Source organism: Paraglaciecola sp. 20A4, from assembly GCF_011378905.1.
In the GTDB taxonomy this organism is placed as follows: domain Bacteria; phylum Pseudomonadota; class Gammaproteobacteria; order Enterobacterales; family Alteromonadaceae; genus Paraglaciecola.
The window spans coordinates 21,438-42,211 of record NZ_WTPY01000012.1; the positions used below are offsets into that span (position 1 = coordinate 21,438).

The 20,774-nt window shown below is 44.1% G+C and carries 20 protein-coding genes; 8 read left to right on the forward strand and 12 right to left on the reverse strand.

What is annotated here, in order from left to right:
* Nucleotides 1–24 precede the first annotated feature (24 nt).
* From GQS54_RS12620 to yiaA, 3 genes are all read left to right on the forward strand, one after another.
* Complete coding sequence (locus GQS54_RS12620) at nucleotides 25–429, forward strand: hypothetical protein (protein WP_166424342.1); 405 nt, start codon at nucleotides 25–27, stop codon at nucleotides 427–429.
* Nucleotides 430–440: 11 nt separating this feature from the next.
* Nucleotides 441–1,295, forward strand: coding sequence for a DUF2145 domain-containing protein (locus tag GQS54_RS12625; RefSeq protein WP_166424343.1), 855 nt, complete (start codon nucleotides 441–443; stop codon nucleotides 1,293–1,295).
* Nucleotides 1,296–1,454: 159 nt separating this feature from the next.
* Nucleotides 1,455–1,889, forward strand: a complete 435-nt coding sequence (yiaA, locus tag GQS54_RS12630; protein WP_166424344.1) for an inner membrane protein YiaA — start codon at nucleotides 1,455–1,457, stop codon at nucleotides 1,887–1,889.
* Nucleotides 1,890–2,064: 175 nt separating this feature from the next.
* On the opposite strand, the gene GQS54_RS12635 is transcribed toward yiaA, so the two are convergent.
* The 5 genes from GQS54_RS12635 to GQS54_RS12655 are packed head-to-tail and all read right to left on the reverse strand — an operon-like array spanning nucleotide 2,065 to nucleotide 5,877.
* Nucleotides 2,065–2,784 (reverse strand): hypothetical protein, encoded by a 720-nt coding sequence (locus GQS54_RS12635; RefSeq protein WP_166424345.1) that lies wholly within the window; start codon nucleotides 2,782–2,784, stop codon nucleotides 2,065–2,067.
* On the reverse strand, nucleotides 2,781–3,539 hold the full coding sequence (locus GQS54_RS12640) for a high-affinity iron transporter (protein ID WP_166424346.1): 759 nt from the start codon (nucleotides 3,537–3,539) through the stop codon (nucleotides 2,781–2,783). Before GQS54_RS12640 ends, GQS54_RS12635 begins: the two co-directional genes overlap by 4 nt.
* Nucleotides 3,529–3,882: a cupredoxin domain-containing protein gene (locus tag GQS54_RS12645; RefSeq protein ID WP_277344136.1), complete on the reverse strand. Its 354-nt coding sequence runs from the start codon at nucleotides 3,880–3,882 to the stop codon at nucleotides 3,529–3,531. The genes GQS54_RS12640 and GQS54_RS12645 overlap by 11 nt, the downstream gene beginning before the upstream one ends.
* The gene (locus GQS54_RS12650; RefSeq protein ID WP_166424347.1) at nucleotides 3,875–5,203 is read right to left on the reverse strand and encodes an ATP-binding protein; all 1,329 of its coding nucleotides are present in this window, start codon (nucleotides 5,201–5,203) and stop codon (nucleotides 3,875–3,877) included. Before GQS54_RS12650 ends, GQS54_RS12645 begins: the two co-directional genes overlap by 8 nt.
* A 5-nt stretch (nucleotides 5,204–5,208) precedes the next feature.
* Entirely contained in the window at nucleotides 5,209–5,877 is a 669-nt protein-coding gene (locus GQS54_RS12655; protein ID WP_166424348.1) for a response regulator, read from the reverse strand.
* A gap of 248 nt (nucleotides 5,878–6,125) precedes the next feature.
* Between GQS54_RS12655 and mgtE the strand changes: the two genes are divergently transcribed.
* A complete protein-coding gene (gene mgtE, locus GQS54_RS12660) occupies nucleotides 6,126–7,484 on the forward strand; it encodes a magnesium transporter (protein ID WP_166424349.1) in 1,359 nt (452 codons plus the stop codon).
* A gap of 3 nt (nucleotides 7,485–7,487) precedes the next feature.
* A complete protein-coding gene (locus tag GQS54_RS12665) occupies nucleotides 7,488–8,351 on the forward strand; it encodes a DMT family transporter (RefSeq protein WP_166424350.1) in 864 nt (287 codons plus the stop codon).
* A gap of 110 nt (nucleotides 8,352–8,461) precedes the next feature.
* Here GQS54_RS12665 and galK read toward each other — a convergent pair whose 3' ends face one another.
* From galK to GQS54_RS12700, 7 genes are all read right to left on the reverse strand, one after another.
* Nucleotides 8,462–9,631, reverse strand: a complete 1,170-nt coding sequence (gene galK, locus GQS54_RS12670; protein WP_166424351.1) for a galactokinase — start codon at nucleotides 9,629–9,631, stop codon at nucleotides 8,462–8,464.
* A gap of 4 nt (nucleotides 9,632–9,635) precedes the next feature.
* Nucleotides 9,636–10,685 (reverse strand): UDP-glucose--hexose-1-phosphate uridylyltransferase, encoded by a 1,050-nt coding sequence (locus GQS54_RS12675; RefSeq protein ID WP_166424352.1) that lies wholly within the window; start codon nucleotides 10,683–10,685, stop codon nucleotides 9,636–9,638.
* 203 nt (nucleotides 10,686–10,888) lie between these two features.
* Nucleotides 10,889–12,361, reverse strand: coding sequence for a succinylglutamate-semialdehyde dehydrogenase (astD, locus tag GQS54_RS12680; protein WP_166424353.1), 1,473 nt, complete (start codon nucleotides 12,359–12,361; stop codon nucleotides 10,889–10,891).
* 3 nt (nucleotides 12,362–12,364) lie between these two features.
* Nucleotides 12,365–13,399 (reverse strand): arginine N-succinyltransferase, encoded by a 1,035-nt coding sequence (astA, locus tag GQS54_RS12685; protein ID WP_166424354.1) that lies wholly within the window; start codon nucleotides 13,397–13,399, stop codon nucleotides 12,365–12,367.
* Between the two features lie 22 nt (nucleotides 13,400–13,421).
* The gene (locus GQS54_RS12690; protein WP_166424355.1) at nucleotides 13,422–14,627 is read right to left on the reverse strand and encodes an aspartate aminotransferase family protein; all 1,206 of its coding nucleotides are present in this window, start codon (nucleotides 14,625–14,627) and stop codon (nucleotides 13,422–13,424) included.
* A 266-nt stretch (nucleotides 14,628–14,893) separates the two neighbouring features.
* Nucleotides 14,894–16,048 carry an HDOD domain-containing protein gene (locus GQS54_RS12695; protein ID WP_166424356.1) on the reverse strand — a complete coding sequence of 385 codons (1,155 nt, stop codon included), beginning with the start codon at nucleotides 16,046–16,048 and terminating at the stop codon, nucleotides 14,894–14,896.
* Between the two features lie 79 nt (nucleotides 16,049–16,127).
* Entirely contained in the window at nucleotides 16,128–16,727 is a 600-nt protein-coding gene (locus GQS54_RS12700; RefSeq protein WP_166424357.1) for an aminodeoxychorismate/anthranilate synthase component II, read from the reverse strand.
* Between the two features lie 453 nt (nucleotides 16,728–17,180).
* Here GQS54_RS12700 and GQS54_RS12705 point away from each other — a divergent pair, with 453 nt between their 5' ends.
* Genes GQS54_RS12705 through GQS54_RS12715 form a run of 3 tightly spaced genes read left to right on the forward strand, consistent with a single transcriptional unit; the run spans nucleotide 17,181 to nucleotide 20,668 of the window.
* The gene (locus tag GQS54_RS12705) at nucleotides 17,181–17,930 is read left to right on the forward strand and encodes an electron transfer flavoprotein subunit beta/FixA family protein (RefSeq protein ID WP_166424358.1); all 750 of its coding nucleotides are present in this window, start codon (nucleotides 17,181–17,183) and stop codon (nucleotides 17,928–17,930) included.
* Between the two features lie 26 nt (nucleotides 17,931–17,956).
* The gene (locus GQS54_RS12710) at nucleotides 17,957–18,886 is read left to right on the forward strand and encodes an FAD-binding protein (protein WP_166424359.1); all 930 of its coding nucleotides are present in this window, start codon (nucleotides 17,957–17,959) and stop codon (nucleotides 18,884–18,886) included.
* Between the two features lie 21 nt (nucleotides 18,887–18,907).
* A complete protein-coding gene (locus GQS54_RS12715) occupies nucleotides 18,908–20,668 on the forward strand; it encodes an acyl-CoA dehydrogenase (RefSeq protein ID WP_166424360.1) in 1,761 nt (586 codons plus the stop codon).
* Nucleotides 20,669–20,774 lie beyond the last annotated feature (106 nt).

A 20,774-nucleotide genomic window follows, 5' to 3' on the forward strand; every position in this document is an offset into this window, starting at 1 on the left:
ATAATAAAATCAAAAGGATTACCGATGAAATTTATTAATACATTAGTCGCCGCCACGCTTACATTTACAATGACAGGGTTACACGCCGAAGGTTCTGTTGGGCATAGCGCTCAAGCAAGTAAGCATTCAGTTTTAGCTTTGACAGAAGGTGTTGCATCCACTGCCAAAGTGGCAAGCGTTGCTGTTGCCGCTCCGTTGATAGTCGTTGGTGGCGTAAGCTTAGTGACAGGGAGTGTTATTGCCGAGTCAGTCGATAGCATTAAATACAGGTATGCCAATAGCCATACAAGTAAACCAGCCAAGGTAACCCCTTTAGTCATAAGCGAAATACCTGTCGCAGTAGATCCAGCGCCGAACCAAGTCATCTTAATTCAAAACACTACACATATTAAAAATTCGCAGATTAAGAATCAAAATCCTAACAAGTAAGGTAAATATTTATGAATATAGCTTTGAAACACTTGTTTGGCGCAACCGTGCTTGCTTTAACGGTATCGTTCAACGTAACAGCGGGTAGCCAAGCTAACCAGACCGCTAGCCATAAACCTGAGAAAATAATTAGCTTTGCCAAAAATGTTGAGAAGTATGCTGCATCACAAGGCGCAAGAGCCTTTATTATCGCTAGAGTGGGGCGCCCGCAAAAAGATTTGCCAAAAGGTATTCGTTTCACGCATACCGCGTTGGCTTTGTACTCAGACATTACCCTAGATGACGGTGAATTGATCAAGGGCTATGCTATTTACAACCTTTACCAAAAGGCCGAGCAGCTCGACGAAAGTCAGTTAATTACAGATTATCCCGCGGATTTTTTTTGGGGGGCTGATCAGTTAATTGCAGGGGTAATTATTCCTACCCAGGAAATACAAACACGTTTAATCGACATTATTACCACTGGCAAAAATCAGCAGTTACACAACTACCACTACTCGGTTCTTGCCAACCCAATGAATGCCGAGTTGCAAAACTGTACAGAGCACACGTTAGATATGCTCAACGCCGCCATCTATCAGACGACTGATATAGCAAAATTAAAGGCCAATACCAAAGCGTATTTTACCCCGCAGCCTGTGCACACCAGTCGGTTTAAATTGATGTTTGGCGCGATGCTGCAAGATGATATCACCACTAAAGATCATACCGCAAAAGTGGCAACGACCACCTTTACATCAATTGCTCAGTATTTAGCAAAATACGACTTAGCCAGTCAAAGCGTGATTCTAGGCGGTGACGGTCAAGTACTTGACGTCATGACAGACATGACGTTTCAACCTATTGGCGCTCCAACGAAGAGTTAAAAAGGCGATTTAGTCATAAAAAGTATCGTAAAAATATACTTTTGGTGTAGTTAAGCTCAACAAAAAGCAACGAGGTTTATTTATCCTAATTCAACGGGCATATTAGCACCACCCCAGCAAGACGCGGGTTTACTTAACAAATGATAAAGGGACAAACAAATGACAATTCAAGCACCTACTAAATCTTATATGTTGGCATCGGTCGCGGCATTAGTAATTGGTACCATTGCTTACGGTATCGGCTTATTCAACGCACAAATGGCACTCAACGAAAAAGGTTACTACTTGATTATTATGCTTTACGGTTTGTTCTCAATGGTATCGTTACAAAAAACGATACGTGATAAAACTGAGGGCATTAAAACCTCAAGCATGTACCAAACCTTATCGTGGGCATCATCAGGTTTCGCTATTGCATTATTAGCCGTAGGTTTATATAACGCGGAATTAGCACTGAGTGAAAAAGGCTTCTACGCCATGGCCTATGTATTAAGTTTATTTGCCGCGGTTACCGTGCAAAAAAACGTCCGTGATAAGGACGCATTAACCACTGCTAATAATGAGAATGACCGAGCCGAATTTATTACTGAGTAAGTTTACAAGATAAAACAGAGCACATAAAAAAACCGCGAGGATCATATCTATCCTCGCGGTTTTTTTAGTTATTACGCGTGAGGAATAGAAGCTACCTGTCGATCACTATATGCGAGATAAGTATGCAGCCATTTGAACGGGTTTTTAGGTAAAATACACGCAGCAAACATCAACGTTAAAACTCATACTCTATTGCCACACGCAAAGTGTGATCCTTGCTGTCGCCATTTAACCCTGCGATAAAACCTAACTCCCATTTAACTTGCTTTTGTCCTTCGAAGCGATGGATCCCCATAAATGATGGACCAAGGCCAACAAAATCTTCTGCAGTATATAGCTCGATAGCCGGTTGGATCTCGGGAATAAAGCGATAGCGATATTGCAACCTAAACTCCGAATGGAAAGAGTTTTCGATTGTGCTGCCAAATTCATAAACAAGGAGGTAGTTACTAGTGATACTGGCGCGGCCAAATTCTTTTTCAACAAGTATGCCGGTCGTAAATTCCCATTGATCTTCTTGATGTTCTTTTTCAAGTTCGAAAAGGGCCCCCCAATCTGCGTAATACTTACCTTGATCAGTGATCATCCATCTAGCTTCTAACTCGTATGCCACTAAGCCAAAGTCGTCGCCTTCATCTCGATCGCCCACTAGATATGCTTCGAGTGTTAATCGGTCATTGATTGAGTGACCAAAAGCAACACGTTGTACCAATGAATTACCTTCATCGTTTTGGCGTGACATTAAGCGCCATTCGAATTCTTGTTCTAAAGGCAGTACGTAAGGGTGATAGATTTTATCAACCACGTTGTTGCTGCTTTCATGTTTCTCAGCTTTAACCAAGCCTGAAGCGAGCACTAAACTTATAGTAAATAACACGAGGCTGCGAGATATCATATTTGATACTCCGATGGTGAATGAGGTGCGCGTTGTCGGGATAGCAAAACGCTGCGGATGATTAATGGTAAGAGTAGGGCGCTGAACAAGGTTAATAAGTAAAAGCTGCTTGGTGCGGCTTCATAGCCCAGAAGTACTTTTAGTAGATGACCGTACTCACTTTCATCCGCGATGACATCATTTATGTTCCACAGTGGCCCTGGGTCAGTTAACCAGTCGATTTGTTGAAGCAGCAAAACAACATTTGCTACTTGGCCCGCTATAAATAAGGCAAATGCACAACGGGTAATACCTGGCTTATTGAGGCTACTAAACAAAACGTCGACTAAAATGGCAACACTAATACAGATCCCTAAGCCCAATGTGGTACCGAATAATATGGGCGAGAGCGCATCTTTTTGAAACCAAAAACCGACCACAAATACTGAGAAATCGGCACTTCTGGGGACGACAAAAATTGCTACTATCAAAGTAGCAAGTAAACCAAAGCCCTTGCCTTTCTTAATGACCATTCGAGCGGCGAGCAAGTATGCGGCTATCAGTGTGACACACTTCAATAACTCGTATCCCGCCCCTTGATACCACTGGCTAACAGTATGTTGATTGGCCACAACGACGATAGAGAAACATAATCCCATCCCTAAACCACGCAGTAGATAACGCCAATCTGTGCCGGCATAGACACGCAACATGCTCAACAGTACAAAAACGGGTAGCGCGTCGCGTAAAAAAAGCACCACAGTATTAATTAACATCGTTAAATACCTCAGGAGATACCACTATGACTTTGCCCACAGCACTAGAGGGATGGTATTCGCCGAAAAAATGGTATTCGCCCTCGTCCAGAGGACCGATAAAAACATTAGCTTTGGCGTTACCAAAAATAACCTTTTCGCGATTCAACTCAAAGCTATCGAGCTCTTCTGGAGTATTGTCTTGATTGACGAAGATAAGTTTGACCTTTTTACCCGCTGGTACCATCACTTCAGATGGATAAAACAAATGATCACGAATGGTAATTATCACTTCAGGCATGGCCAACGCTGAGGCACTATGCATAAGCATCAATAACGAAAAAGACAGCAGCGATTTATACAATGTTCACCTCGCGCTTTGTGCTTAAAGGTAAATGAACTTGTACTGATAGCCCGCCTAAAATTGAGCGATGCAAGCGTATCTGTCCTGCATGCAAATCGACGATTTGTTTTACTATTGCTAAGCCTAGCCCGATGCCTTGGCTTTTCTGCTCTATATGTTTACTTGAACGATAAAAGCGTTCTAAAACCTTGGCATACTCATCGTCGTTTAAGCCTGTACCTGAGTCATCTACTTGGATGACGACGTCATTAGCATCTTTATGCACATGAACTTGAATATGACCCTCTACTGGGGCGTATTTATGGGCATTACCAATTAAGTTCTGTAATAGTGTTAAAAGAGCAAATTCACTGCTTAAAATAACCTGTGGTTTGCCTATCAACTCAATGGTTTGCTGTTTGTTGTCGATACTCGCGTACATATCTGAAATAACACTTTGCGCAATTTCATATACGTCTACTTGACGGCTGTTGGCCTCAAAGTACTCTGGGTTAGTGCGGCTCAATAGTAATATCTGATTTATCGCATGTATCATGCGATCTGTGTCTTGATGTAGTTTATCTATACGCTGAATATTGCCGTCGCTAACGGCATCTTTGCGCAGGTTATGTAAGTTGATTTTTAATACGCTCAAAGGAGTGCGTAACTCATGTGCCGCATTGGATGCGAATTGTTGCTCACGTTCAAAAGCGGCTTGTAGGCGACTAAGCAGTGAATTAAGCGTTGTGATCATCGGCACCAGCTCAGTTGCGGGCGCATCTAAACTCAAAGGTTCAAAGTTTCTCGGAGAACGGCGCTGTAAGGCTTCAGAAAGAGATCGTAATGGCTTTAATCCAAGGCTTACGGCAAAGTATATAATAAAAGCTAAAAGAGGGATGGTTAAAATAATCGGCGCCATTGCCGCGAGAATCATTTTATCGGCTAGTTCAAAGCGACTCTGTAACGGCTGCGCGACCATGATCCACATCTGACCTTTTTGCGATAAGTGCGAGTACACACGCCAACGCTTACCGGCAAAGTTCTTATCAGAAAAACCAGTTGAAAATTTACCGATTTTTCGCTGTGGCGTGTTTGAAGAGTGGATAAACAGTTTTTCGTTTTTCCATAATTGAACCGCGATATTATCGCCGCTATCAAACTGTTGCGAGGTTTGCAGTAAAGCCACATGCGTAAAGCTATTGGCTAACGCGACAAGTTCGGCATCAAACAGCTCTGAAGATTTGAGCATGCTAGAACGATAACCCTGCAGCGCGGCGCTAAAGCTGATAAGTATTAGCAAGGCGATAAGCGTTAAGGTTAGCTGACGACGAATTGAACGCATGTAACTTAAGCGCTCGCTCTGGTGGTCACGCTATAACCGACTCCGCGAATGGTTTTAATAAAATCTTTAGGCAACTTCTTGCGTAAGTTATGAATATGCACCTCTATGGCATTGCTAGATAACTCGTCGCCCCATTCATAAAGCTTGGTTTCCAGTTGGCTTTTTGACTGAATGCGACCGGCATTTTCCATCAGGGCTTTAATTAGCATGAACTCCCTACGCGATAGCTCTTTTGATTCACCGTCGGCTTGAATTTGATGGCTGGCTAAATCAAGTGTAACAGAACCAATGGTCACAATAGAGCTACTTGCTGTACCTAGTCTGCGTTCCATAACACGAAGGCGTGCCAGTAACTCCTGCATATCGAAGGGCTTGGCTAGGTAATCGTCAGCGCCGCCGTCTAAGCCGGTTATTTTGTCTGTCATGCTGTCTCTGGCAGTCAAAATCAGTGTTGGCAGTCCTTGCTTATTTCGATGAGCTTGGCGCAATACGTCAAGGCCGTCCATATCGGGCAACCCTAGATCCAAGATCATCAGGGTAAATTCCCCCGTGGCAATAGCCGATAGAGCGTCCGCGCCTGTCGCCACGCTGTTGATAGCGTAACCTTCACTGCGTAACGACTGACTCAGCGCATCGCTCAAGGATATGTCATCTTCAACAAGTAGAATTCGCATTTCATTCACCCTAATAGTACAAAGACCTAGCTTACCTGTTGCAACTTAAGCCAACATTAAGTGCCCGCGACTGGAATATTCGGGGTTAAGCTGGGGTTATTGCACCGTTGCGATAACGTGGATTGGGATATCCAGCTATTAAATCACAAAAAAGGGTGATTTTAATACTGCTATCGTGGCTGGCATCCATTAGAATATAGGCCATAAATCAAGATGTTAAGCACACGTTTTCTAGGTAAATACATTCTATGCCTGATTCTCAAGAAGCAAAAAAACTTAGCAATCAAATTGAAGAGATTAACGAAGCTCTAAACGATGGCATGATAGTGCAAGTGCGCGAGATGCTAAGCACAATGCCCTCTTGTGATGTGGCTTTGTTGCTTGAATCTAGCCGCAGTCGCACCCGTTCAGAAATCTGGCAGTTAATCGAACCTGAGCAATACAGTGACGTACTAGAAGATCTTTCTGAGGATGTGCGAAACGGTATTATTCGTCAAATGGTGCCTGAAATTCTAGCCGACGCACTAGAAGAGATGGACACGGACGATCTCGTCGAAACGCTAAGTGGCTTACCCGAAGCGGTGTCTCAAGATGCACTGAGCTCCATGGACGAGCAAGATCGGCAACGCGCAGAGCAAGCGCTGTCTTACGGCGAAGACACGGCCGGTTTTATTATGAACACCGATACGATTACTTTACGCCCAGAAGTAACGGTGGATGTGATTTTGCGTTACCTGCGTTTAAAAGGGAATATTCCAAAGGGTACAGATACCTTTTATGTGGTTAATCGCAATGACGAATTGATTGGTAGTGTTCCTGTTATTGCGTTGCTAACCGCTAGACCTGCGGTTATGGTTGAAAAACTAATGACTCAGGACTCAGTGACGATCCCAGTTGATATGCACGAGGACGAAGTAGCCAGTTTGTTTGAACGTTACGATTGGTTATCAGCCCCTGTGGTAGACAAACAAAATCACTTAGTGGGGCGTATCACCATTGATGACGTGGTCGATATTATTCGTGAAGGTGCTGAGCATTCTATGATGAGCATGGCCGGTTTGGCAGATGAAGAGGATACTTTCGCCCCCGTTATAAAAAGTACCAAAAAGCGCTCAGTCTGGTTGGGCGTTAATCTGTTTACGGCGCTAATGGCCGCTGCAGTGAGCGACATGTTCGAAGCAACCCTAAGTCAATTGGCTGTGCTAGCTATATTAAATACCATTGTTCCCAGTATGGGCGGTGCGGCGGGAAATCAAACCTTAACGTTGGTTATTCGTGGTATGGCATTAGGGCACGTTAGCGACAGCAACGCGAGATGGTTAATCGGTAAAGAACTCGCCATCGGTTTTTTTAACGGTGTTATTTGGGCATTGCTTATTGCGTCTGTTATCGCCATGTGGAAACAAGATTTGATGCTCGGTGGAGTAATTGCCTTTGCCATGATGATTAACATGATAGCGGCAGGACTAGCCGGTGCCATGCTGCCAATTATGATGAAAAAAATGAATATTGATCCTGCGCTTGCCGGTAGTGTCATTTTAACCACTATTACCGATGTAGTCGGAATTTTTGCCTTCTTGGGCACAGCAACTTGGTTGTTATTGTAATTTATGTCTGTGCTATCACTTATCTCGTTAACGTTTTTAACCTTAGTCGCATTTGCGGCTAATTCGGTGTTTTGCCGCTTGGCGCTAGACGAGCAAAATATGGATCCTATGAGTTTCACTGGTATTCGACTTACTTCAGCTGCGCTAGTGCTTAGCTTGATTATGCTGCTTAAGTCTTCTAAGAGCATTTCTAGCCTCAGTGCGTTAAATGCCTATGGTAGCTGGCGTCAAGCGAGTTATTTATTTGCTTATGCAGCTGGTTTTTCTTATGCCTACGTGACACTGCCTACTGCGACGGGGGCATTAATCCTATTCGCAGCGGTGCAATTTACGATGTTATTAGTGGCGAGATTTGCCGGTAAACGGATGAATAGTATCGCCAGTGCTGGAGTGGTTATTTCCTTGCTCAGCTTCGTGTATTTTGTTCTACCTGAATTGTCATCACCGAGCCTAATTGGACTAATAGTAATGGCGTTGGCAGGCGTTGCTTGGGGTATGTACAGTCTCGCGGGCGCTAAGTCTACCCATGCGCTTGAATCGACGGGGGCTAACTTTATTCGTTGCTTACCGTTGGGTTTGATTTTAATGCTCGTATTTATGCCGACTGCAAGTCTGACATCGCTTGGCATCGCCTATGCTTTAGCATCTGGTGCGCTTGCCTCAGGGATTGGTTACGCTATTTGGTATAAGGTGCTGCCCGAATTGCATCACAGCGTTGCTGCGGTATGCCAGCTATGTGTACCAATCATTGCTGCGTTTGGCGGTGTGTTGCTGGTGGATGAACCTATTACATACCATTTGATGTTGTCATCAGTAGGTATCCTTGGGGGAATGTTACTAGTGACGCTGGCAAAGAAAACTCAGTGACTAAACGGCTAACGCCGCAGTCAAATGGTCCGTAAAAAAACCAAAAAATAGGTAGCGAGTTATTTAGTCAAAACCGCTACCTTTTTTGTTATTCGGGCTAGTTGGTAGCCTTAAAAGCGCACTTCACCTGCACCGTCGCTAGCGCAACACACATAGAAGGTTTCTTGATAACCTGTTTCTGCGTGATAGCGCTCGGCAATAAGTTGCTGTGCACCGGCTACCATTTCCCGGGGCATTAGGGCCACAATACAGCCACCAAAACCACCCCCAGTCATGCGTACACCGCCGTGCTCACCTAGGTATTCTGCTAAGGTCGCTACGAGGAAATCAATCGGCTTAACGGTAATTTCGAAATCATCGCGCATTGAAGCGTGTGATTCAGCCATTAATGAAGACAGGGTTTTAGCATCACCTGCGCGTAAAGCGTCGGCGGCTTGAAGCGTACGTTCGCTGTCTGACACAACGTGGTGGGCACGGCGATACACGACTTCAGGTAACTGGTCTTTTTGGGCTTGTAAGTCGATTAAGCTAATATCACGTAAGGCTTTTATACCTAAGATCTTAGCTGCTTCCTCACATTGCTCACGGCGAGTATTATATTCGCTATCAACTAACCCACGTTTTACGTTTGAGTTAATGATAACCACATCGAGCTCAGGAGGCATTGAGATAAGTTCACTTTCTAAAGAGCGACAATCAAGCAACAAAGCGTTGTTTTGCGCACCGCAGGCACTGACCATTTGATCCATTATGCCGCAGTTACAACCAACAAATTGGTTTTCGGCTTCTTGGCCATTTAACGCAACATCTGCAGATGTTAAAGGCAAATCAAATAACTGACGGAAGGTTTCGCCGATAACCACTTCAAGTGACGCCGAAGAGCTAAGACCTGCACCTTGTGGCACGTTACCAGAGACAACCATATCGACTCCTTTCAACTGTAAGCCACGTAATTGGAGGTGTTTAATCACGCCGCGAATATAGTTGCTCCATAGTTGGGTAGGATGAGGCTCAATAGGTGAACTCAAAGAGAATTCATCGCGCTCGTTGTCATAATCGGCGGCCACGACGCGCACCAAATCATCTTCTCTGGGCGTGACGGCAACTAACGTTTGATAATTGATGGCACAAGGTAATACAAAACCGTCGTTATAGTCAGTATGCTCTCCAATTAAATTAACGCGCCCAGGGGCCTGGAAGTGACGCGCTGGTGCTGTTTGAAATACCTGTTGATAGGTCGTGTTTAGATCATCAATTGCTTGTTGAGAAATGATTTTCATTGCTCTAGGCTCCGCTTAATTCATTGTAATGTACATCACTGAGTGCTTGCAGCTTTTGGGCGGCTTGCTCTGGCGTTAGATCACGTTGTGGCTCAGCCATCATTTCATAACCCACCATAAATTTGCGTACCGTTGCCGAACGCAAAAGTGGCGGATAGAAATGGGCATGCAGTTGCCAATGCTCTGTTACGTCCGAATTATGCGGCGCCCCGTGCCAACCCATTGAATAGGGGAAAGAGCATTGAAATAAGTTGTCATAGCGGCTGGTTAGTTTTTTTAGTGCGAGGGCTAAATCTGCTTGTTGAGCGTTATCCATTTCGTCGAAACGGGCACACTTGAATTTTGGCATTAGTAGGGTTTCAAATGGCCAAGCTGCCCAATAAGGTACGACGGCAATCCAGTGGTCAGTTTCGACCACAGTACGTTCGCCGCTCGCTGATTCTTTTTGTGCATAGTCTAGTAAAAGTGAGCTGTTGTGTTTGTCAAAATAGGCGCGTTGATTCACATCCGCTTTACGCACTTCATTGGGGATAAAATCATTCGCCCAAACTTGTCCATGTGGGTGAGGATTAGAGCAACCCATGGCAGCGCCTTTATTTTCAAATACCTGTACCCAAGCGTAATCTTTTGATAATTCAGCTACTTGGTCGCGCCAAGTCTGTACTATTTTTTCAAGGGCTGGCAGGGGTAATTCTGGTAGCGACTTGTTATGGGCAGGTGAGAAACAAATAACTCGGCTAGTACCGCGTGCTGCTTCTACGGTGAACAAATCATCGTTAACGCGCTCTGATGCTGGTGTATCTTTCATCAATGCTGCAAAATCATTCGTAAACACAAAGGTATCTGTGTATTCAGGGTTCACTTCGCCATTTATACGCGTGTTGCCAGAACATAAGAAACACTCAGGGTCGTGGGCAACGCTGTCGTTATGTTGGGGTTTTTCAACTTGACCTTGCCATGGACGTTTTGCCCTATGAGGTGACACAAGCACCCAATCGTTGGTGAGTGGGTTACGACGACGATGAGAATGATCTACCGGATCAAATTTAGCCATTTGGATACACCATGTTAAGAATTGGTTAATTTATACTATTATATTATTAATTGATTTTAATTTGCAAATGCATGTGTGTCATCCCTTAAATCCATATTTTGTTTCTTTAATATGCAAAAAAGCCTGCTAAGCAGGCTTTTTGAAGTCTAATGACTATAGACCAATACGCTAAAATACCATATTACACTGGCAAACAGCGGAGTTTAGAAATGCAAACCGGGGTTTAAACTTCCAGGTAGTGTGACTTTTGCTAGCTCGACTGAGGCAACAGGATACGCACAGTAATCAGCAGCATAATATGCGCTTGCTCTGTGATTACCACTTTCACCTACGCCACCAAACGGGGCTGCACCGCTGGCGCCTGTTATAGGACGATTCCAGTTAACGATTCCGGCGCGTATACGTTGATAAAAATGTTTGTACAAATCTTCGCTATCAGATAGTAAACCAGCAGATAAACCAAATTTAGTGTTATTACCAAGCTCTATAGCGCGGTCAAAATCATCAAAACGGATCACTTTTAGCAATGGGCCAAAATGCTCTTCGTCAGGCATTTTTTCTACCATAGCTGTCACATCGATGATGCCTGGGCTGACAAAACCTGATTCGGTATCTAGGTGTTTAAGTTCAACTAGCGACGTTGCGCCTAAATCGAGTAATTGTTGCTGAGCGACGACCATTGAGTTAGCTGCATTACTTGAAATCATTGCGCCCATAAAGGGTTGTTCGTCTGCATCATAGTCACCGACTTTGATATTTTTGGTCACTTCGATAAGGCGCGCTAAAATTGCATTTCCTTGCTCGTTATTTTCAATAAATAATTTACGAGCGCATGTACAGCGTTGACCAGAAGTGACAAATGCTGACTGAATAATATCGTGGACTGCAGCGTCGATGTCGCTCACATCTTTGACGATAAGTGGGTTGTTACCGCCCATCTCAAGGGCCAATATTTTGCCAGGGTGCCCAGCGTATTGCTCGTGCAATATTTTACCAGTACGTGAACTGCCAGTAAAAAACAGACCATCAAGGTCAGGGTGCGCAGCTAATGCTTTACCTGTATCTACTTCGCCTTGAACAAGATTTAACACACCTTTAGGCAAGCCTGCTTTTTCCCATAATTGAACGGTTCTTTCAGCTACCAGTGGCGTTAAATCACTAGGTTTAAAGACCACACAGTTACCGGCTAAAAGTGCTGGGACTATATGGCCGTTAGGTAAATGTCCAGGGAAGTTATACGGACCAAACACGGCGACCACCCCATGTGGTTTGTGGCGAATAAATGCTTTACCTACAGGCATAGCATTTTCAACCAAACCGGTGCGTTCTTGATAAGCGCGTTCTGAAATGGCTATTTTACCAATCATCGCACCCACTTCGGTAGCGGTTTCCCATAAGGGTTTACCGGTTTCTTGGGCGATAGTTAACGCTAGCATATCCTTATTTTCAGCCAATAATTCAGCGAATCGTTTCACATATGCTAAACGCGCTTCAAACGAAAGCGCCGCCCAGGCAACAGTCGCAGCACGTGCGCTGGTTACCGCTTGATTTACTTGTTCGGTAGAGGCCGATTTAGCGTGCCATATTTGGTTTTTTTTAGCTGGATCGATTGACTCGATAGCATGGCCTTGACCTGTTTGCCATTGGCCTGAAATAAAATGAGTTTGTTGTGTCATATATTACACCTTAAATGTAGTCGGAGCGAAGCGTATGAACTCACCATCTTGTATACCGAGCTGGTCTGCCGCTGCCTGAGTAATGATGGCTAGTTCGTTCGTTTCGTCAATATTAAGAGACGTGGCGATAGCACGAAATTCAGCTATTTTGGTGTTGATGACAAAATATTCTGTGCTTGATTTAACAGCTTGGTCGTCAATTTTAATCGCTAACTTACGACTCGCCTGAGCGGTTCGGATATGGGTTAGATTCGCTTCTACTGTGGGGCCGGCATCAAAAATATCAACGTATCCACGGCAGCTAAACCCTTCGCTTTCGAGTAACCGCAGCGCAGGTTTGGTTTTGTCGTGAACCTTGCCAATCACCATTTGGGCTTCTTTGCTTAGCAAACTGACATAAATAGGATATTTAGGCATCAATTCAGCAATAAATTGTTTTTGCCCTATGCCAGTTAGGTAATCTGCAGTGGGAAAGTCCATTGAGAAAAAGTGCTCTTCTAACCATTGCCAAAATGGAGATTTACCATTTTCATCGCTGATACCGCGCATTTCAGCGATAACGGTTTCAGCAAAACGGTCTTTGTGTTCCATCATAAACAAAAAACGCACCTTTGATAGAAAACGACCACAATTACCACGACGCGCTGTTTCGCGTAAAAACAACGTGCAGATTTCTGAGACCCCAGTGTAGTCATTACACAAAGTGAGTATTTCTGCGGTGTTGTAAATATCAAGCTCTCGAGAGGCGTGTACCACTTTACTTAAATGGTAGTGATAAAATGCATCCTCAAGCCCAACACTAGAGGCTATGCCGCTGGTGCCTACTACTTGGCCTGTATCGGTATCTTCCATCACAAATAGATAGCTCTCGTTACCCGGTTGCTTGATATGTGTTGTAAAGGCGGCTTCTGAATCAGTGATTTTACTGCGCAATAAATCTTCGTTTACAGGCAATGAGGTAAAACCAATGCCTGACTCAACAGCGATTTCATGCAATACGGCGTAATCGCTGTGCTTAATAGGGCGAATAATAATCATGCTCGCAATCTCTGTAGGGGGTTTATGCGTTTACGACAGCGGCAACTGCACGCTCAAAACGAGTCAAACCTTCCTGAATATCGGCATCGGTCAGGATCAATGATGGAGCAAAACGAATAACGTTTGCACCGGCGACTAAACACATTAGCTTTTCCTTTGCACTGGCAACTAAAAAATCACGAGCACGACCTTGAAATTTTTCAGTCAAGGCGCAGCCTAATAATAAACCTTTACCACGTACTTCTTGGAATACATGGTATTTAGCGTTGATAGCCTCTAAACCTTGGCGAAACAGTTGCTCCTTGTGTTTAACACCGTTTAACACTTCGGCTGTGTTAACGATATCTAAAACACGTTCGGCAACGGCACATGCTAGTGGGTTACCACCATAAGTACTGCCATGAGTGCCCACTTTTAAATGAGCGGCAATTGCCGTCGTCGTTAACATGGCTCCAATTGGGAAGCCACCACCTAACGCTTTCGCTGAGGTAAGAATATCCGGTGTTACGCCGAATCCCATATAAGCGTATAACTCACCGGTACGGCCTACACCTGATTGCACTTCATCGAAAATAAGCAGGGCATTATGTTTGTCACACAAATCACGCACACCTTGTACAAAAGATTGGCTCGGGCTGATAATGCCTCCTTCACCCTGTAAAGGCTCCATCATGACGGCACAGGTGCGATCAGACATCATGGCTTCAAGTGCACTTAAATCATTGTAATCGACGTGATCGATACCACCTGGCTTCGGTCCAAAACCGTCTGAGTAAGCGGTCTGGCCACCGACGGTCACTGTGAAGAACGTACGGCCATGGAAACCTTGATTGAAGGATATAATTTGGTCTTTTTCAGGGCCATAATTATCAAGAGCAAAACGACGGGCTAGTTTTAGCGCGGCTTCATTTACTTCGGCACCAGAATTAGCAAAATATACTTTTTCAGCAAACGTCGCATCTGTTAGCTTTTTTGCTAAACGTAGCGCGGGTTCATTGGTCATTACGTTACTAACGTGCCAAAGCTTTTCGCTTTGTTCTTTCAAAACGGTAACCAACTCAGGATGACAGTGACCTAAAACGTTAACTGCGATACCGCCAGCGAAATCGATGTACTCGTTTCCAGCCTGATCCCACACTCGTGCACCCAAACCACGCACTGGAATAATGTCAGCGGGGTTGTAGTTAGGAACCATAACTTCGTTAAATAATTCGCGGGTAACTTGCATGTAGGTTGTCTCCAAATTTAATAGCCTAGGGCATAAAATAGACAACCATTATTCCAGATTTAAAAGGCCTTGTCTGCACGGATAATGCAGCTAAACCCTTATTTTTAAAGGGGTTGAGTGAACTTGCAGGAATAGTGAATAAGTATTTAGTCTATTAAATCAGGAATGTTAGTGAGTGTCTGTGCCTAGCGCCACTGGTCTTGAATTTTGTCTAAAGCAATTTATAAAACGGTGTTGCATGATTATTAACAGAAATTTTTCGAAATTTACCGAGGATTTTCAGCCTCTAGGCCAATTGAGCGCATATCTGTGGTTTTAAGTGCTTCTAAAGACCCCACTGGGAATGCAAAACCTCGTAGGTAATCCCTGGCTTCATCGTTACTAACCAAATCATGTAGCTTCAATATACGGTACTTAGCGTAGGCATTACCTTGTTTAAGAACTGTGGTTAAAGGTAATGGGTCTTTTGGAGGTGCTTTTAAGGCCAACTCTTCAAAAGCACTGTGCATAAATAAACGGCTGAATTTCATATGTTCGATAATCCCTGACGTCGCTGTTGCGGCATGTTTATTAATTAGGGATAGAAGTACGTCCCCAGACGGCTCAACTCTGGTTAAGGCGCCATGACGTTGGTGCTTATGGGTGCTCTGGGCTTCTTTTAAAGCATCGAGCTGTACCTGATCAAACAACCTAAAATATAATTTTACCACCGCGATAGTTCCAAGGCTTTGCAACATGCCAGCGGTAAACGCTTGGTTTTCATTGACCTTACTAATGCTGGCCAAACGTTTGCTCGACATAGCCGTAGCAATCGATTGCTCCCAAACACGCCTTTTTATCTGCGGATAAGGGTCGGTTATTTGTGGTAGGCAACGGCGTATAGTTAAAAATGGCACTATCATTTTTAAATTTTCGATACCAAAAAAGCTAAGCGCAACTCGCAGTGTGTCAGCCGTTAGCACTTTGTTTTTGCTGTCTCGACGTTGATATTTTGGTGAGTTGATCATCTTCACTAAATCTTTGTACAGCCATGGAATATCCGTCGCCAACGTCTCTAAACGAGATACCGTACAGGCTTTCACAGACAGTAGATCTAAAATCTGTGGGATAACAGAGTCTATGCCTAATACTTTAGAAACAATATGCTCTTGGTCTTCTAGTGCCTCAGCTAATTGCTGGGCGATATCTTTGTGTAACTTAGTGGATATCCGCTCTAAATAGCCTTCTGCGATTTCTTGATTGGCTTTTTTTTCTTCTCTAGCCTGCTTTTCAACAGCAAGTAACTCCCGAGTGGGCACCTGCTTTTTTGCAGCGGGTGACATTTTTTCATCAGCCAATTGTTGCTTAGCGACTTTAATATCGATAAACAATCGCTCAAAGCGAGATTCGACGATAGGTGTATTAGGAATTGATGATGTCATTTCTGCTCAGAAAACCTTGATTTTTATGTCTAAACCGTTGCTATAAGGTTGAATTGTGCCCTACTTTTAAGCCAAGTTTCTAGGCTAATCTTATTTTATCTGCCGATACGGTTAGAAAGTTAGCCAATATTTGCATTCCGCTTGCGCTAAGCAGTGATTCCGGATGGAATTGTACGCCATAAATCGCCAATGATTTATGTTCTATGGCCATTATCTCACGTTCTCCAGATGTTTCTTCGCACCAGGCGGTTACGTTAAGTGTATTGGGTAGCGCATGTTCAGCGATAATCAGTGAGTGGTAACGAGTGGCAACAAATGGATTGTCAATGTTATTAAACAGCGCGCTGTCGTTGTGGGACACCGAAGAGGTCTTACCATGCTTAATATTGCGTGCGCGAACAACTTGCGCACCGAAAACCTGAGCAATTGCTTGGTGGCCAAGACAAACACCAAGCATAGGTATGACACCTGCAAAATATTCAATCGCATTTAATGTGATGCCGGATTCGTTCGGTGTACAAGGACCGGGTGATAATACTAAATAGTCAGGCGCTAACGCTGCGATTTGCTCACAGGTAATTTCGTCGTTACGTACAATTTTTACTTGTTGCCCTAAATTCACGAAGTATCTCGCAAGGTTATGCGTAAATGAATCGTAATTATCGATGATTAGCAGCAAAGGTATTTAACAGCCTATGGTTAAGTGCTGCCGGTTGGCAGCTTAAATTTAAAAATTTTGCGGATTGTAAAACATTTCACAGTGCTTTGCTGTGACTTACTACTCCCCGCGCACTAGGGTGAGTGTAGTGTATTTTGTACAGACATTTTACAGCCAAGTGAATAGACCCTTAAAGTTAATCTAAAAAATGGCAGGGGGTACCATCAAAAAACATTTATTACCCCACAGCGTTAGCAGTGCTTGATAAGTATCATTTTAGTGCTCTATTATTTACCCACTGCTCATTATCTTATTTTGTCCTTTTATGTTAATTGTTAGACTTTTTTCGATCTTGTGGTAATAAGGTGAACGGTTCAGAATAAGTACCATAGTCAAACGTATAATTATTTTCAGCTAATGCTGAGTCAAACCGGGCAGCCATCACTAAGGTGCCACAAACAGAGTGAGACGAATATGAAGATATTAGTAGCGGTAAAACGAGTCATTGATTACAACGTAAAAGTTCGCGTGAAAGCTGATAACAGTGACGTTGATTTAACCAATGTAAAAATGGCAATGAACCCATTTTGTGAAATTGCTGTTGAAGAGGCCGTGCGCCTTAAAGAAGCGGGTGTGGCAAGTGAGGTGGTAGTGGTTTCTATTGGAACCAAAGCATGCCAAGAACAAATACGTACAGCACTGGCTTTAGGTGCTGACCGCGGTATACAAATTGATCTCGATACCTCAGTCGATGCGCTAAGTATCGCTAAATTACTAAAAGCAGTTGTCGAACAGGAGCAACCAAAATTAGTGATTTTAGGCAAGCAGTCTATCGATTCAGACAACAATCAGACTGGCCAAATGTTGGCGGCGTTGCTTGATCAGCCCCAAGCTACATTTGCATCACAAGTTAAAGTTGAAGGCGATAAAGTGCAAGTTACCCGTGAGATTGACGGCGGTTTGCAAACCATAGAAATTGATTTGCCTGCTGTTATCACTACCGACTTGCGTTTAAATGAGCCACGTTATGCGTCATTGCCCAATATTATGAAAGCAAAACGTAAGCCGCTAGAAGTAAAAACACCTGCTGATTTAGGGGTTGAAGTGAGAAATAACATTACCCTAGAGAGTGTTAATGCTCCTGCCCAGCGTCAAGCGGGTATCAAGGTTGAGTCTGTGGCTGAACTAGTCGAAAAATTGAAAAGCGAAGCTAAGGTACTTTAAATAGTACGTAATAGGAGAGAACGAATATGACTATTTTGGTGATTGCAGAACATGATAACCAAGAACTTAAGCCTGTCACGTTGAATACCTTAGCTGCAGCGCAGCAAATTGGTGGTGACATTGAACTATTAGTGGCGGGTTACCAGTGCCAAGCTGTTGCAGATACCGCGGCAAGTATCGCGGGCGTGACAAAAGTGCTACTGGCAGATAACGCTGCGTATGAATATCAATTAGCAGAAAATATAGCCAAGCTAATTGTGGCGCGTGTAAATGGACATAGCCATGTGTTAGCGCCAGCAACAACTAACGGCAAAAATTATTTACCTCGTGTGGCGGCATTATTAGAAGTGAATCAAATTTCAGATGTCACAGGTGTGGTTTCAGCCGATACGTTCCAGCGTCCAATATATGCAGGCAATGCAATAGCGACAGTGACATCAAATGACAGCATAAAAGTTATGACGGTGCGCGGAACGGCATTTGACAGCGTTAACGCTCAAGGTGGCTCGGCCACTATCGAAGTTACCGGTGATCAATGCGATGCGGGGCAATCGCGTTTCGTTAGTGAAGAGCTTGCTAAGTCAGACCGACCCGAGCTCACAGCTGCATCGATTATTGTTTCAGGCGGTCGTGGTATGGGCAATGGCGATAACTTCGAAATTCTCTATAGCCTAGCCGATAAGCTTGGTGCTGCAGTGGGTGCTTCACGCGCAGCTGTCGATGCTGGTTTTGTGCCTAACGACATGCAAGTTGGGCAAACAGGTAAAGTTGTGGCTCCGGACTTGTACATTGCAGTGGGAATTTCTGGCGCTATCCAGCATTTAGCGGGCATGAAAGACTCAAAAGTGATCGTAGCTATCAACAAAGATGAAGATGCGCCAATATTCCAAATCGCCGATTACGGTTTAGTAGCGGACTTATTTGACGTCATCCCTGAATTGACTAACCAAGTTTAAACCTGAGATAAGAGTTAAATTATGAGTGATTACACACACCCACTAGCAGACGCTGAGTTTGTTCTAAATGAACTTGTTGGTTTTGATAAGCTTTGTGCTGACATGGGCCACGAAGATATTAATAGCGAGTTAGCATCGGTTATTTTGTCGGAAGCGGGCAAGCTAGGTAGTGGTGTGTTGGCACCGCTTAATAGAGTAGGGGATTTAAATCACCCGTCCATGATTGAAAAAGATGGCGGCTCGGGCGTACAAGAAACCGCTGGCTTTGCGCAAGCGTATCAAGAATATGTAGAGGGTGGCTGGGCCTCGTTAACCGGTGCTGAAGAGTTCGGCGGACAGAACCTACCGAACGTGTTAGGCAGTGCGGTCAATGAAGTATGGCATACGTCAAATATGGCATTTGCCTTATGTCCTTTGCTTAGCCAAGGTGCGATTGAATCGATATCTCATCATGGTAGCGAACATTTACAACAGTCATATTTGCCAAAAATGCTAAGCGGTGAATGGCCAGGTACTATGAACTTGACTGAGCCAGACGCAGGAACTGATTTGGCAGCGGTAAAAACCAAAGCTATTCCAAATGGTGATCACTACTTAATTACCGGACAGAAGATCTATATCACTTGGGGTGACCATCAGATGACCGATAATATCGTGCATTTAGTGCTTGCTCGTTTGCCTGATGCACCAGCAGGTGTGAAAGGGATTTCTCTGTTTATTGTGCCTAAGTTTAATTTAGATGAAAGTGGCACCCCCGCGGATCGTAACGACGCATATTGCGTATCGTTAGAGCATAAACTGGGAATTCATGGTAGCCCTACATGCGTTATGAGCTTTGGTGAAAATGGCGGTGCAAAAGGTTATTTAGTAGGTGAGGCGCATAAAGGCCTTTCTTATATGTTTACCATGATGAACCATGCTCGCCAAGGTGTTGGCCTTCAAGGACTGGCAGTTTCTGAGGCGTCTTACCAGCACGCGTTGCATTATGCTAAAGAGCGTTTACAGGGTACCAATAAAGACGGTAGCCGTTTCACAATTATAAAGTTCCCTGATGTGCGCCGTATGTTAATGCAGATGAAATCATCTACTGAAGCAATGCGTGCTTTGTGTTTGGTAGCGGCGGCTGAAATTGACCGAGGTAATAGCGCTCGTAACGAATTATTCACGCCTATCGTAAAAGGTTGGTGTACTGAATTATCTCAGGAGCTGACTTATCTGGGTACGCAAATTCATGGTGGTATGGGCTTTATTGAAGAAACCGGCTCAGCGCAATTTTATCGAGATGCTAGAATTTTAACCATATATGAGGGTACCACCGGTGTTCAAGCACTGGATTTAGTCGGGCGTAAAACCTTGGTTAATAAAGGTGAATCATTAGGTGCATTATTGGATGAAATTGCGCAAGATTTGCATAAATTTGATGCCATGGGTGGCCAATTTATTTTGGCTGCTAAGCAATGTAAAGCCGCATTGGAATGCGGAGTAGCGGCACGGCAATGGTTGTTGGATATTGCCGCCACAGACAAAAATGCACCGGGCAGTGCCAGCGTAAACTTTATGATGTTATTTGGCTACTTGTGTGGTGGTTGGCTGATGGCTAAGAGTGCCATGCAAGCCAAAGCGCAACTGGATGCTGGTGAAGGCAATAGTGCATTTTTAAACGCGAAGCTTATATCGGTCCAGTTCTTCTGTGAGCATATGGTAGTGCGCACACAAGCCTGTTTCGCATCTATTCAAGCAGGTAGCGATAGCATTATGTCATTGCCGGAAGACGCGTTTTAAGTTAATTGCCAGATAAGCACAACGTAACGAAAGCATCATAGGGAAACCTATGGTGCTTTTTTGTTTTGTGTATAAGCATATTCCAGCGAACGGCTTGAGTCGATAT